Annotated in this window: 11 protein-coding genes; all 11 read right to left on the bottom strand. The window is 46.6% G+C overall.

All coding sequences use genetic code 11. From position 1 onward, the window contains the following. The 11 genes from murC to mraZ are packed head-to-tail and all read right to left on the bottom strand — an operon-like array spanning position 1 to position 12985. The gene (gene murC, locus V7R55_RS01550) at positions 1–1446 is read right to left on the bottom strand and encodes a UDP-N-acetylmuramate--L-alanine ligase (RefSeq protein WP_334056736.1); all 1446 of its coding nucleotides are present in this window, start codon (positions 1444–1446) and stop codon (positions 1–3) included. Beyond that, positions 1446–2576 carry an undecaprenyldiphospho-muramoylpentapeptide beta-N-acetylglucosaminyltransferase gene (murG, locus tag V7R55_RS01545; protein WP_334056734.1) on the bottom strand — a complete coding sequence of 377 codons (1131 nt, stop codon included), beginning with the start codon at positions 2574–2576 and terminating at the stop codon, positions 1446–1448. Before murG ends, murC begins: the two co-directional genes overlap by 1 nt. Then, entirely contained in the window at positions 2569–3978 is a 1410-nt protein-coding gene (gene ftsW, locus V7R55_RS01540) for a cell division protein FtsW (protein WP_334056732.1), read from the bottom strand. Before ftsW ends, murG begins: the two co-directional genes overlap by 8 nt. Further along, positions 3975–5426 (bottom strand): UDP-N-acetylmuramoyl-L-alanine--D-glutamate ligase, encoded by a 1452-nt coding sequence (gene murD / locus V7R55_RS01535; RefSeq protein ID WP_334056729.1) that lies wholly within the window; start codon positions 5424–5426, stop codon positions 3975–3977. The genes ftsW and murD overlap by 4 nt, the downstream gene beginning before the upstream one ends. Positions 5427–5447: 21 nt before the next feature. After that, positions 5448–6530: a phospho-N-acetylmuramoyl-pentapeptide-transferase gene (gene mraY, locus V7R55_RS01530; protein WP_334056727.1), complete on the bottom strand. Its 1083-nt coding sequence runs from the start codon at positions 6528–6530 to the stop codon at positions 5448–5450. Next, positions 6524–7933 carry a UDP-N-acetylmuramoyl-tripeptide--D-alanyl-D-alanine ligase gene (locus V7R55_RS01525; RefSeq protein ID WP_334056725.1) on the bottom strand — a complete coding sequence of 470 codons (1410 nt, stop codon included), beginning with the start codon at positions 7931–7933 and terminating at the stop codon, positions 6524–6526. Before V7R55_RS01525 ends, mraY begins: the two co-directional genes overlap by 7 nt. Then, the gene (locus V7R55_RS01520; protein ID WP_334056723.1) at positions 7930–9495 is read right to left on the bottom strand and encodes a UDP-N-acetylmuramoyl-L-alanyl-D-glutamate--2,6-diaminopimelate ligase; all 1566 of its coding nucleotides are present in this window, start codon (positions 9493–9495) and stop codon (positions 7930–7932) included. Before V7R55_RS01520 ends, V7R55_RS01525 begins: the two co-directional genes overlap by 4 nt. Continuing rightward, a complete protein-coding gene (locus V7R55_RS01515; protein ID WP_334056721.1) occupies positions 9485–11260 on the bottom strand; it encodes a peptidoglycan D,D-transpeptidase FtsI family protein in 1776 nt (591 codons plus the stop codon). The genes V7R55_RS01520 and V7R55_RS01515 overlap by 11 nt, the downstream gene beginning before the upstream one ends. Beyond that, positions 11257–11592 (bottom strand): cell division protein FtsL, encoded by a 336-nt coding sequence (gene ftsL / locus V7R55_RS01510; RefSeq protein ID WP_334056719.1) that lies wholly within the window; start codon positions 11590–11592, stop codon positions 11257–11259. Before ftsL ends, V7R55_RS01515 begins: the two co-directional genes overlap by 4 nt. Beyond that, on the bottom strand, positions 11589–12530 hold the full coding sequence (rsmH, locus tag V7R55_RS01505) for a 16S rRNA (cytosine(1402)-N(4))-methyltransferase RsmH (protein WP_334056717.1): 942 nt from the start codon (positions 12528–12530) through the stop codon (positions 11589–11591). The genes ftsL and rsmH overlap by 4 nt, the downstream gene beginning before the upstream one ends. Then, positions 12527–12985 (bottom strand): division/cell wall cluster transcriptional repressor MraZ, encoded by a 459-nt coding sequence (gene mraZ, locus V7R55_RS01500; RefSeq protein WP_024016783.1) that lies wholly within the window; start codon positions 12983–12985, stop codon positions 12527–12529. The genes rsmH and mraZ overlap by 4 nt, the downstream gene beginning before the upstream one ends. Positions 12986–13334 lie beyond the last annotated feature (349 nt).

The raw sequence follows: 13334 nt of genomic DNA, 5'->3' as shown, positions 1-13334 counted from the left end.
TTATTCCCCTTCCTTAGCAAGTGTGGCAGGCTCTAACTCATGGCGTGCTAGAAGCTTAGCAATTTGTCCGATGTTACCGGCACCTTGAGTCATGACGATATCGCCGTCCTGCATGATATTCGCCAAAATCCCTGGCAGTGCGTCTTTATCGCCCACATATACAGGTTCGATTTGACCACGCTGACGAATTGAACGACATAGCGCTTTGCTGTCAGCGCCTTCAATAGGCTGTTCACTGGCGGCATAAACATCCAGAAGCAACAGCGCATCAACGCTAGATAGTACTTCAACGAAATCTTCATAGAGGTCACGGGTACGCGTGAAACGGTGGGGCTGATAAACCATAACTAAGCGCTCATCTGGCCAGTTTGCCCGAGCAGCAGCTATAGTTGCTCTAACTTCCGTTGGGTGGTGACCATAGTCATCCACCAGACACACTTCACCTTTACTGGTAGTAAACGTACCTAACTGCTCGAATCGACGGCCTATCCCGCCAAAGCTAGCAAGTGCACGAATGATAGCATCGTCATCCACTCCTTCATCGCAAGCCACTGCAATAGCAGCTAGCGCATTAAGCACATTGTGGTTGCCAGTAAGATTCAACGTAATATCTAGCGGTTCACGCTCTGGTCGAATAACGGTAAAACTCGCTTTACCAAATGACAGTGAAATACTCTCTGCACGATAGTCGTTGTGAGACTCAAAACCGTAGGTAAGAATGCTTCTGCCTATGCGAGGGCGGATCTCTTGAATATTCGCATCGTCACCGCACACAATGGCTTGGCCGTAAAACGGTAGGTTCGACAAGAAATCGACAAAGGTGTCTTTTACCTTTGAGAAATCGCCACCATAAGTATCCATATGGTCGGCTTCAATATTGGTTACCACAGAAACCATCGGCTGCAAATGAAGGAAGGACGCATCGCTCTCGTCAGCCTCTGCGATCAGATAGCGGCTCTTACCCAAACGCGCATTTGTACCAGCACTGTTAAGCAAGCCACCGATAACAAACGTAGGGTCATACTCAGCTTCTGCGAAAATCGTTGAAATCAAACTGGTAGTGGTCGTTTTGCCGTGGGTACCCGCCACCGCAATACCGTGGCGGAATCGCATCAATTCTGCCAGCATTTCTGCACGGCGAATGATCGGAATGCGCTTTTCACGAGCCACGATAATCTCTGGGTTTTGCTCGTTGATGGCGCTAGACACCACAATAACGTCCATGCCTTCAACATTTTCCGCACGGTGGCCTATTTTCACATCAGCACCTAATTCGCTTAGCCGCTGTGTCATTGGCCCTTCTTGAATGTCAGAGCCAGCAATAGCATAACCTTCGTTCAGTAATACTTCGGCAATACCACCCATACCGGCACCGCCGATACCAATAAAGAATATATTTTTCACCCTGCGCATTTGCGGGCTTTCAAATGGGGTTTTAAAAACCATTAGTCCCCTACTCCTACCACGCTTTTAACGTGGCTTACTACATTTTCCGTGGCATGAGTGCTTGCACATGTTTTTGCAACACGCCCCATATTCAAGCAGTCTTCAGGGTGTTGTAACCACTGACGTACCGCCTGCCCTAAATTTTCTTTTAATACTGATTGAGCAATCATCAGTGCCGCATTGTGCTTCACTAACGATTGCGCATTTTTTGTTTGGTGATCGTCAACCGCAAAAGGTAGCGGAACAAAAATAGCTGCACGCCCCGCAGCTGCAACCTCACTGACCGTAAGCGCACCTGCTCTGCAGACAATAAAATCTGCCCATTCGTACGCTGCGGCCATGTCATCAATAAAATCACTGACATCGATTTTCGACATATCTGCGCCCACCGACGTGTAGGCTTTGATGACACCTTCACTGTTACCTTTACCGCACTGGTGTTTTATTGATAACCCATCGAGTACACCGCAAGTATTGGGCACGGTTTCATTTAAAATTTGTGCACCTAGGCTTCCACCAACGACAAGCATATTCAGGCTATCCGTTCGCTCATTGGTGTTTTCAAGGGTGTTTTCGCTATTATCTGCGTTAACGTCTACAGGCTTTGGCTTGACCTGCCAAATTTCATCACGAACAGGATTGCCGACTGTGTGTACTTTCGCTGCTTCAACTGAAAATTGTTCTTTGGCATCGTTAAAGCCAAGCAATACGCGGCTTGCAATTTTACTAAGAAGCTTATTGGTCATGCCCGCTGCTGCATTTTGTTCGTGTACAATAACGGGAATACCTAAGCTTTTTGCGGCAACGCCGCCTGGGCCGCTGGCATAGCCGCCAAACCCAATAACAATATCCGGCTTAAGACGTTTTATAATTCGTCTTGCAGAAAATAAGCTTTTTACTAAAGCAACAGCACCTTGAAGACGTGCCGAAACACCTTTGCCACGAAGCCCTTTTACGGGAATGAAGTGAAGAGGAATGTCGTGTTTAGGCACAACTTGCGCTTCCATTCGCTCGGCGGTGCCAAGCCAATGAATATCCCAACCTTCATTTCGAAGCGCGTTAGCTACTGCAAGGCCTGGGAAAACATGTCCGCCTGTACCACCAGCCATAATTAAACAACGCTTAGCCATTATCCGCCTCCTGCGCCACGCGAGCGAGAATAGCTTTAATGCCGGCTTTGCCTTCATCTTCTGCTGTTGATTTTTTTGTCGCAGGCTTAGCTTCCACTGTGGATGATGAAAAGTCTTCATCATCGGTGTTTTTTTCTAATTTAGCCGTTTCCTTAGCCTGAACTTCGTTTGAGGAAAAAGGCTTTTTGCGCCGGGTCCTTTTCTTGCCGTCCTTACCATCGCCTCGGCCAATTGCCTGTACGCCATCAACACGTAATTCAAAATCAATACGTAGTAATATGGCTACCGCCACTGACATCACAATAAGTGACGAGCCGCCGTAGCTAACTAACGGCAGTGTTAACCCTTTTGTTGGCAGAATACCGGCGCTTGCACCAATATTTACCGCGGTCTGGAAACTAAACCAAATACCAATGCTGTACGCCAGATAACCGTCAAACGCACGCCCTTTTTCTAGTGCTTTGTTACCAATACTTAACGCACGCAATACCATCCATAAAATGAGTCCTAGTACGGCAAGTACGCCAGCAAAGCCAAGTTCTTCTGCCAAGATGGCCATAACAAAGTCGGTGTGTGCTTCAGGCAAAAATTCAAGTTTTTGTAAGCTATTACCCAAACCTTGACCGAACCAGTTACCGCGGCCATAGGCCATTAAGGATTGGGTTAACTGATAACCAGCACCGAAAGGGTCGGCCCAAGGGTCTAAAAAGGAGGTAACACGCTTCATACGATATTCTTCAAACACGATAAGCGCTACAACCGCCAATATGCCTGCAAACACCAGTGCAAAGAACTGCCAAAGCCGTGCACCCGCTAAAAATAACAAGCCGATTGTGGTCGCAAACATCACAACAACTGTACCTAAGTCAGGTTGAAGAAGAAGTAACATTGCAAGTGCAAAGAACACGACAAGGGGCTTTATGAAGCCTTTTAAGTTCTCCGTAACCTCTTCGTAGCGGCGAACCAGATAACCCGCTAAATAGGCAAAGAAAAAGAGTTTAGCGGGCTCGGCCGCTTGAATGGTTATAGGCCCAATTGCTAACCAACGGGTACTACCATTCACGGTTCTTCCCACCACCAGTACTGCTAGTAATAGTGCGATAGCCGCTAGCAGAAGGTAGGGGTTTGTCATGCGCCAAAACTGCATAGGCAAATTAAGAACTACCATTGCGGCAATGATGGCACCAACAATATAAATACCGTGGCGAATAGCAAAGTAAAACGGATTGTCGTGTAGCCTATCTGCCACCGGCATTGATGCTGACGTAACAATAACAACACCAATACTCATCAAGGCCAGCGCAATCAAAATCAAGGTGACATCATAGGGATGCGTTGCCGATGGTTGTCCGTCGTGCTTCGCGGCAAATAATGCGCTAAGTTTGGAAGAGGCAGTCATCATGATGTAACCTCCACAGCGCGGTCATTCTGACTATGTAGATTATGTAGGTCGTATACATCTTGTTTAAACACGTCACCGCGATGCATATAGTTCTTAAACATATCTAAACTTGCACACGCAGGCGAAAGCAATACCACATCACCAGAGGCTGCTAGCCTTGTTGCCGCTTTTACCGCGTCTTTCATGGTTGCCACACGAGTAGTATGCGTGAAACTTTTTCCAAACAAGTGTGCATCTTTACCCACAGCAAACACGTGCGATACATATTTTGTTAGATAAGGCGACAGGCTCGCTATATCAGCGCCTTTAGCGTCACCACCTGCAATAAGAATTAGCTTCCCCTGTATAGTCGGGGCTAACCCTTCAAGGGCCGCTACCGTGGCGCCAATATTGGTTGCTTTGGAGTCGTCGATATAGCGTATGTCGTTTACACGGGCTATTTCCACACACCGATGTGGTGCAGATTTAAAACTGTGTAGATGCTTAACCGCGAGCTCAGGCGAAACACCTAGCTTAAGGCAGATGCCTAATGCAGCCATGATGTTTAGTACGTTATGCATGCCCGCTAGATGGATTTCGCTTAACGCAATAAGGCTTTCACCGTTAAACGTAATAAACAGGCTTTGTTTATCGCTTGAACCATCATTTTTATCTTCAAAAGCGGCAATTGCAAACCCTGTAGACGACTCCCCTAAACCATATTCAATGAGCTCTTGTGATGCTAGCGGTTCTTCAGGCGCCACAAACTCACCGTCTCGCCATACAACCGCAGATTTAGCGTTATCAAAAATGCGATGCTTGGCGTCAATATAGGCCTCAAGGGTACCGTGACGGTCTAGGTGATCATCGGAAATATTAAGCACAGTAGCGGCTTCAAGCACCAGGCTAGACGTAGTTTCAAGTTGAAAACTTGATAACTCCATCACCACTACATCTGCATCACTTTGAAGCGCTTCAAGCACAGGGCGGCCTACGTTACCCGCTTCAATACTTTTTACGCCACAGGCCTTAAGCAAATGGTTCACTAATAAAGTAACCGTGGTTTTACCGTTAGAACCGGTTATGCCTACTACGCGCTTTGCTGGCGTAGCGCCGTTTTTGGTGGCATTTAAACGGGCGAACAATTCCACGTCGCCGATCACCTCAACACCACACTTTTGCGCTAAAGCCACTTGTTCAATATTAAGTGCAAGACCTGGGCTTAACACCAAGGTGTCTACGCCATCAAAGTAATCTTCACTTAGTGTATTGCAAGTGACCTTCTCTGCCATAAACGCTTGCATGTCAGTATCAAGATCAGAATCAGGGTTGGTAACTAGAGTAAAATTAGCACGTGTATCAAACGCTTTAACCGTTGCCTTTTGTTGCAACAAAAAGCGCACGCAAGCCTGACCTGTAACACCTAGGCCACCGACTACATAACTATGCTCACGTACGTTATATGTCATTAGTATTTATCTCTTAACCGCTTATCTTAGTTTTAGGGTAGCTAAACCCACTAAAACTAAAATGATCGAAATGATCCAAAAACGCACGATAACGCGCGGCTCTGGCCAGCCCTTTAATTCATAGTGATGGTGAATAGGCGCCATACGGAAAATTCGCTGACCACGTAATTTGTAAGAGCCCACCTGAAGGATGACCGACAGAGTTTCCATTACAAAAACACCGCCCATGATGATTAACACGAGTTCTTGGCGCACTAATACAGCCAGCACGCCTAATGTGCCGCCTAACGCTAATGAACCAACGTCACCCATAAATACTTGTGCCGGATACGTGTTAAACCATAAAAAGCCTAAGCCAGCCCCGACCATGGCGGTGCACACAATTACCAGTTCACTGGTGAGCGGAATATGAGGAATATTCAGGTATTCGGCAAAGTTCGCATTTCCTGTTACATAGGCAAAAATAGCGAATGCACCTGCTACCAAAATGGTGGGCACTATAGCGAGTCCGTCCAATCCATCAGTAAGGTTTACCGCATTACTGGTGCCTACAATGGCAAAATAAGTAATGATGATGAAAAAGGCCCCTAGCTGCGGGAACACTTCTTTAAAGAAGGGTACCAGTAAGGAGGTTTCGGCACTTATCGTTGCACTGCTGTATAAATAGAACGCAACGCCCAACGCTACTACCGATTGCCAGAAATACTTCCAGCGCGCGATAAGCCCTTTTGAGTCTTTACGGATGACTTTTCTATAGTCGTCAACAAACCCAATAATACCGTAGGCCACAACCACAGTGAGAGTTACCAGTACATAGCGATTAGTGAGGTCAGCCCAAAGCAGGCCGCTTACTACGATTGCTGCGAGTATGAGTAACCCGCCCATGGTAGGCGTGCCTGATTTTGACAAGTGACTTTCAGGGCCATCGTCGCGCACAGTTTGACCAATTTGCATACGCTGCAGATAACGAATCATCTTAGGGCCAATAAGAATCGCAATAAGTAACGCAGTTAACGTACTTAAAATCGCGCGAAGGGTAAGGTATGAAAATACGTTAAACCCTGAATCGAATTGTGTCAGCCAGTCGGCTAGCCAAATTAACATGCTATTCGCTCCCGACGGCTATCGTGCTTTCCCAGCGCAGAGGCCTCGACCGCCTCTACCACGCGTTCCATTTTTGAACTGCGTGAACCTTTAACTAAAATTGAAATATCGCGCTGCTGCACTAACAAATCACTCTCCATAGCGGCCAACAGACTCTCAACATCGCTGAAATGGCCACCGTTTTCATTAAACACAGCGCTGGCTGATTGACTCAATACACCCATGGTATAAAGATAATCGATGCCTTTTTGTTTAGCGTATTCCCCTACCTGCTCGTGGTAGAAACGCGCTTTTTCACCCAACTCTTTCATGTCACCTAGCACAAGAACGCGAATACCTGAAAAGCTACTAAGCGTATCAATTGCCGCATTTACAGATGCTACGTTAGCGTTATAGCTATCATCTAAAAGGCGAACCTGCTCAGTAAGCTGCTTCACATTTAGACGACCACTTACCTGCTGCATAGCTAATAGACCGTCGCGTACATTTTCTAACGTTGCACCAACTTGTAGAGTTAGCGCAGCAGCCACAAGGGCATTACCCACGTTGTGGACACCAGGTATTGTTAGCTGGATTGCCATTTCACCGTGTGGGCAAACCAAATGGAATGCAGCGCAGCCATCTAATCCAATAGTGATATCTTCTGCTTTAAAGTCAGCGTCGTTTTTCTGCTGGGGCGAAAATGTTAGCGTTTTGGTTTGTTTAAGCTTACCTTGCCAAAATTCGGCAAACTGACTGTCGACATTGACTATTGCCACGCCGTCACTGCCCAAACCTTTAAAAATTTCGCTTTTAGCACGTGCAACGCCAAGCAAGCTTCCAAACCCCTCTAGATGAGAGGCAGCAGCGTTTACGATAGTTGCTACATCTGGCTTAACTAGTCCCGTGGTATAGGCGATTTCACCCATGTGATTTGCGCCGAGCTCCATCACTGCGTATTCATGCTGAGGTTCAAGGCGCAAAAGGGTTAGCGGCACACCTATATCATTATTGAAGTTACCCTTTGTAGCTAATACATTGCCTCTTCGCTCCAAAATAGCGGCGCACATTTCCTTTACGGTGGTTTTACCGCTGCTTCCGGTGATGGCAATTGTCTTTGGCGCCACATGTACTTTTACGGCAGCACCTAACAGGCCAAGTGCTTCTTTGGTATCTTCAACCATGATGACAGGTAACGAGGTCGCTACGTCTTCACTGGCAATAACCGCGCTTGCTCCGGCTTTTTCTGCCGTTGAGATAAAGTCGTGGCCGTTAAAATTCGGGCCTTTCAAGGCTAGATACACTGCACCACCTTCAAGGGTCCGGGTATCGGTACTTACCGCTGACACTTCAACGTCGGCAACACCTTTTGATAATTTTCCGTTAACCTTTTCGGCTATCCATGACAGCGTTGTTGTTATCATTTGCTGTACTCCTGTTGCAGTCGCGCCACAACTGCACGTTCGTTATAGTTAGTCTTTTTGTCACCAATAATTTGGTAGTCTTCATGGCCTTTTCCGGCCACGATGATGATGTCGCTTTCATGCGCATGCTCAAGGCAGTGACGAATAGCTTGTTCGCGGTCGGGAATAGACACTGCCAGCTTAGAATTTTTTAAGCCTGCAATGATGTCTTTGGCGATAGACTCAGGGCTTTCGCTTCGGCTGTTGTCGGTGGTGATCACAATAGCGTCAGCGCCTGACTCAGCAGCCTGCCCCATTAATGGTCGCTTACCTTTGTCTCTGTCGCCACCACAACCAAACACACACCATACTTTGCCTGTGGTGTGGAATTTGGCACTTAACAGCACCTTTTCTAGTGCATCAGGTGTATGCGCGTAGTCCACTACCACATTAGCAGCACCCCTAACAGGGAATACTTCCATACGGCCGGGTACTGGAGTGATAGCATTGACCGCATTAACCACGTCATCAAAACGCTCACCCTCAGCGAGTAACGTACCTATAGCGCTAAGTACATTGCTAATATTGAACTTTCCAAATAGTGGCAGCGAAATAGCAGCACTTCCCCACGAACTCACCAGTTCAAAGCTACATCCACCTGCATGATAAGAAGCATTTGTGGCGAAACAATGGCGACTTTGAGGATTGTTATGCTCGCGCATGAACTCACTTTCATCGCTTATATCCGAACCACTTTCGTCTATACCTGTCCAAATACGCGTAATCGTCTTATCTGCTGCACCATCCCACTTCTTACTTTCATCATCATTAGCGTTTAATACCACAGCCTTTAAACCTGGCTGCTGAAGCAGCAAGCGCTTGGCTTTGCCGTACTCTTCCATAGTGCCGTGATAATCGAGATGATCTCGAGTAAGGTTGGTGAAAACAGCGATATCAGTTTTTACTGTACCAAGCCGCCCCTGAACCAATGCGTGAGAACTTGCTTCGAAGGCCGTATGGCGCACTTCACTTTGCACAAAGTCTGCCAACAAGTACTGCATACGTATGGCATCGGGCGTCGTGTTTGCTGCCGGCGTGTTCGACCACTGGGTTTCATCGCCTTCAAACACACTGCTGCCTAAGGTTCCTATGCTTGCGCTACGTGTACCCAAAGCATCTTTTAACTGGGTAAGCACTTGAACTGTAGAGGTTTTTCCGTTAGTCCCTGTCACTGCCACCGTGGTCATTTTCTGAGCAGGGTAGTCATAAAATGCAGCAGCTAATGCAGAAAGCATTTGCGGTAGTTCATATAGCGAAATGATGACGCTGTGATCGCGCATTTCCATTTGACCGTGAGCGCTACTGTCTTCAGTTTGCGCCAGAATTACACGGGCCCCTAAACTTATTGCCTGTGGAATAAAATCACGACCATCACGTTCGTGGCCCTTAATTGCCAAAAACGCTAAACGCGTGTTCACTTCACGGCTATCCAATGTTAGACCTTCAATGCGAATATCGGGCGCATCTACTCCAAATTTTGCTAACAAGGCTTTAATACTTTGAATAAAGGCACTAACTACCACTTTGACCTCCCATCAATAAGCGACTTGAAGTAACTTGTTTATCATCTGGCGTTACGTTGAGCATGTGCAGTGCACCGCCCATAATTGAAGAAAATACAGGTGCTGCGGTATCACCTGCGTGATACAAATCGCCGCCGGGTTCGTTGATCAAAACAATAGTTACTAGTCTTGGGTCAGACACTGGTGCAATACCGGCAAAAATGTTGACGTACTCTTCCCCGTAACCACCGGCCACCGCTTTGCGGCTTGTTCCTGTTTTCCCAGCGACTCGATAGCCTGGAACTGCAGCTTTGGTTGCCGTGCCGCCGCGCTGGGTGACGCTTTCCATCATTTGAACAATGGATTTTGCGTTTTCTTCGCTAATCACACGCTCTGATTGAGCTTGCCACGAAGGTTGCTCAGGCGATTTAATGATATTAAGAGGTGTTTTAACGCCTCCATTTGCCAAGGTAGCGTAAAGACGCCCCAACTGTGCCGTAGTTACAGAGATACCGTACCCAAACGACAGCGTGGCTAATTCAAATTCAGACCAGCGACTGCGTTCATGAAAAATACCGCTACTTTCCCCAGCCATGTTAAGCCCGGTATCGCTCATTAAGCCCATGTTGTAGTAAGTATCCAGCAGGAACTGCTTAGGCACTGAAAGTGCCAGCTTCGATGTGCCCATATTGGAGGAATGCTGGATAATTTCTTCTAGCGTTAGCTCGCCATAGTTGCGCGAATCTTTTACTAGGCTGCCACCCAAACGCATCCAACCTGGATGGGTGTTTACTGAATCTTCAGGCTCGACTTCACCGAATTCCAATGCAGTGAGGACAGCAAGAGGCTTCAATGCTGAGCCCGGCTCGAACGCATCAGTAATAACCCGGTTACGCATTCTGTGTGCGGACAATTTGCTTCTGTCGTTTGGGTTGAATGACGGTGCATTCACCATAGCTAATACGTCGCCGTTTTTTACATCAATAACAATGGCTGAAGCCGAACTCGATTGATAATAAAGCATGGCTTCTTTGATTTCTTTGTAAGCAAGCGCTTGTATGCGCTGATCGATAGTCAGCTGCAGGTCGCCGGCTTCTTCACCCGACTTTGTTTCTAAAATTTCGACCTGACGCCCTTTTGCATCGCGGCGTATTTTTCGAGAGCCAGGCGTGCCCGTCAGCCACTCGTTATACATACGTTCTAGGCCTTCAACACCCGTATCATCAACATCGGTTACACCAATTAACTGTGCTGAAACTTCACCCGTAGGATAATAACGGCGGCTTTCACGACGAAGATAAATACCTGGAATATCCAGTTTATCAACGTACTCTGCCATGGCGGGCGAAACCTGACGCTGCAAATAAACAAAGCGGCGTTTGGGGTTTGCCACTTTTTCTTTTAGTTCATTTACGTCTTGGCGCAGTACATCCGCCAGTGCTTCCCAGCGGCGTTCTTCTTTGAAGCCTTCATTTTCATGAATAATTTTGGGGTCTGCGTAAATAGCGCGAACAGGAACACTTACTGCTAGCTCTACACCGTTTCTATCGGTGATAAGACCGCGGTAGGTCGGCATATCACGGGTTCTAAGAGTGCGGTTATCGCCTTGTTGAATAAGCTCATCAGGTTCAATAACTTGAATGTAAGCTGCGCGTGCGGCTAACACGCCAAACACTAGCATGATAACAACAAGCACAACCACAAAGCGCCAGTGCACTAAGCTTGGCGTTACATTTTGTTTTGCGCCTGTCTTTTTGTGCTTACGAGAAGGTGCAGATGTACTCACTTTAGCCTCACCACTACTTCGTCGTCTGCCGTGGCACGGTACATTTCTAACTGCTTTTCAACCAGATTTTCTATGCGGTTATGCTCGGTCAACGCTCGCTGTTCGAGCACTAGGTTACGCCACTCAACATCAAGCTCATCTTTTTCTTGCATGAGGTCTTCAAGAGCTATCACTTGCTGTCTATTGTGATGGCTACTAAGGGTCACAGCCATGGCACTTGTGATAACCATTAAATACAACAAAACCCGCAACTTGTTGCGGGTCAAATCTGAAACAATAATGAGCAGTAATTTAAAATTAGTGCTTGCCTTGTTTGGTGTGGCTTTGGTCATAACTTTTCTGCCACACGTAATACGGAACTGCGGGAGCGAACGTTGTTCGCAATCTCCTGTTCTGAAGGTTTTATTGCTTTACCCAGAGCTTTTAGCACTTTATCTGCATCTATTTCAGCTTGGGTAATCGGTAAATTGTGCGGTACAACTTTACCTTTACTTTGATCCTTGATGAAGCGCTTTACTAAGCGGTCTTCTAACGAATGAAATGAAATAACGGCTAAACGGCCTTCTTTTGCTAATACTTGAGTGGCAGCTTTGAGACCCACGCGAAGTTGCTCCAACTCAGCATTAATATATATGCGAATACCTTGGAATGCGCGGGTTGCAGGGTGCTTGAATTTGTCTTTTACGGGTACGGCTGCATCAATGATTTTGGCAAGCTGTGCAGTACGCGTGATAGGCGTTTCTTTGCGTGTGTTTACAATAGCATGGGCAATACGCTTGCCGAACTTTTCTTCACCAAACTCTTTAATGACCTGTGTAATATCTTGCTCTTCTGCACTAGCCAACCAATCAGCGGCACTTTGACCGCGAGAGGTGTCCATGCGCATGTCCAGCGGGCCGTCGCGCAGAAAGCTAAATCCGCGTTCAGCATCGTCAAGTTGAGGTGAAGATACACCCAAATCCATAAGCACACCGTCAATCTTGCCAGTTAACCCTAGCGCATCTATTTCCTCTGCCATATCCCCAAACGGTGAGTGGATAATGCTAAAGCGCTTGTCATCGGCAAAGCGTTCGGCCGCTTTGATAGCTTGAAGGTCACGGTCAAAGGCGATAAGACGCCCGTTTTCACCTAGAGCCTTTAAAATATGTGCTGAATGCCCACCACGTCCAAACGTAGCATCGATATAAATGCCGTCAGGTTTAATCGCCAGCGCTTCAATGCATTCGTCAAGCAATACTGAAATATGTTTAAATTCGCTAGACTGCGTCATAGAGAAAAGTCCTGTAATCGTTCGGTAAGTTCAAATTCGCCTTTGCGTTCGGTGTCTATATCAGCTTCAACTTGTTGTGCCCAAATATCGGCATCCCAAATTTCGAATTTGTTTAACTGACCAACTAACATGACTTCTTTTGAGAGTTTTGCGAAACTTCGCAGTGGAGTAGGAATAAGAATGCGCCCGCTTTTATCCATCTCACCTTCTGAAGCATAACCTAGTAGCAATCGCTGCAAGCGACGCTCGGCTGGGATCATGCTTGAAAGTTTAGAGAGTTTTAGCTCAATCTCTTCCCATTCGGGAAGTGGGTAAAGCAGCAAACAACTTTGTTGTGTATCGACTGTGCAGACCAGTTGTCCCTGACAATCATCCAGCAGCGACTGACGATACTTCGTCGGTATAGCCAGTCTGCCTTTTGTATCCAGATTGATTGCGTTAGCGCCGCGGAACATTCCCCTAGCCTTTTATTATTTGCTCTTGGTTTTCTTGTTTTTTGAGTACTAATCTGCAAAGTGATGATGATTTGATCCACAATTCGCCACATTTACCCACTGAGATACAGTTTAGGTACCAATGATCCCCACTGTCAAGTAGAAAAAAGGCGTGAAAGCCGCATAAACACTGGGGTTAAACTGGCTTTATATACAGTTGTTTTAGGAAGTGTATGATTAGGCATGTAAAAAAGATTAAAAATTATTCAGCGGAATAAGATTAAACTTAAAATTTATCGATGAACGGCGGTTTTCATCTAAATTGAGCCGGGTTGTTACCTAAAAACGGCTTAAATGAATAAATGCAAAA

Origin of the sequence: Alteromonas sp. S005, assembly GCF_036864475.1 — a bacterium.
Taxonomy (GTDB): domain Bacteria; phylum Pseudomonadota; class Gammaproteobacteria; order Enterobacterales; family Alteromonadaceae; genus Alteromonas.
This window is presented reverse-complemented; position numbering and strand designations above follow the sequence as displayed.

Bases quoted from the DNA above. Each gene is read 5' to 3' on its own strand.
- V7R55_RS01525 (WP_334056725.1), bottom strand. From the start codon at position 7,933: ATGATAACAACAACGCTGTCATGGATAGCCGAAAAGGTTAACGGAAAA.
- rsmH (WP_334056717.1), bottom strand. From the start codon at position 12,530: ATGACGCAGTCTAGCGAATTTAAACATATTTCAGTATTGCTTGACGAA.
- mraZ (WP_024016783.1), bottom strand. From the start codon at position 12,985: ATGTTCCGCGGCGCTAACGCAATCAATCTGGATACAAAAGGCAGACTG.
- murD (WP_334056729.1), bottom strand. From the start codon at position 5,426: ATGACATATAACGTACGTGAGCATAGTTATGTAGTCGGTGGCCTAGGT.
- ftsL (WP_334056719.1), bottom strand. From the start codon at position 11,592: ATGACCAAAGCCACACCAAACAAGGCAAGCACTAATTTTAAATTACTG.
- murC (WP_334056736.1), bottom strand. From the start codon at position 1,446: ATGGTTTTTAAAACCCCATTTGAAAGCCCGCAAATGCGCAGGGTGAAA.
- mraY (WP_334056727.1), bottom strand. From the start codon at position 6,530: ATGTTAATTTGGCTAGCCGACTGGCTGACACAATTCGATTCAGGGTTT.
- murG (WP_334056734.1), bottom strand. From the start codon at position 2,576: ATGGCTAAGCGTTGTTTAATTATGGCTGGTGGTACAGGCGGACATGTT.
- ftsW (WP_334056732.1), bottom strand. From the start codon at position 3,978: ATGATGACTGCCTCTTCCAAACTTAGCGCATTATTTGCCGCGAAGCAC.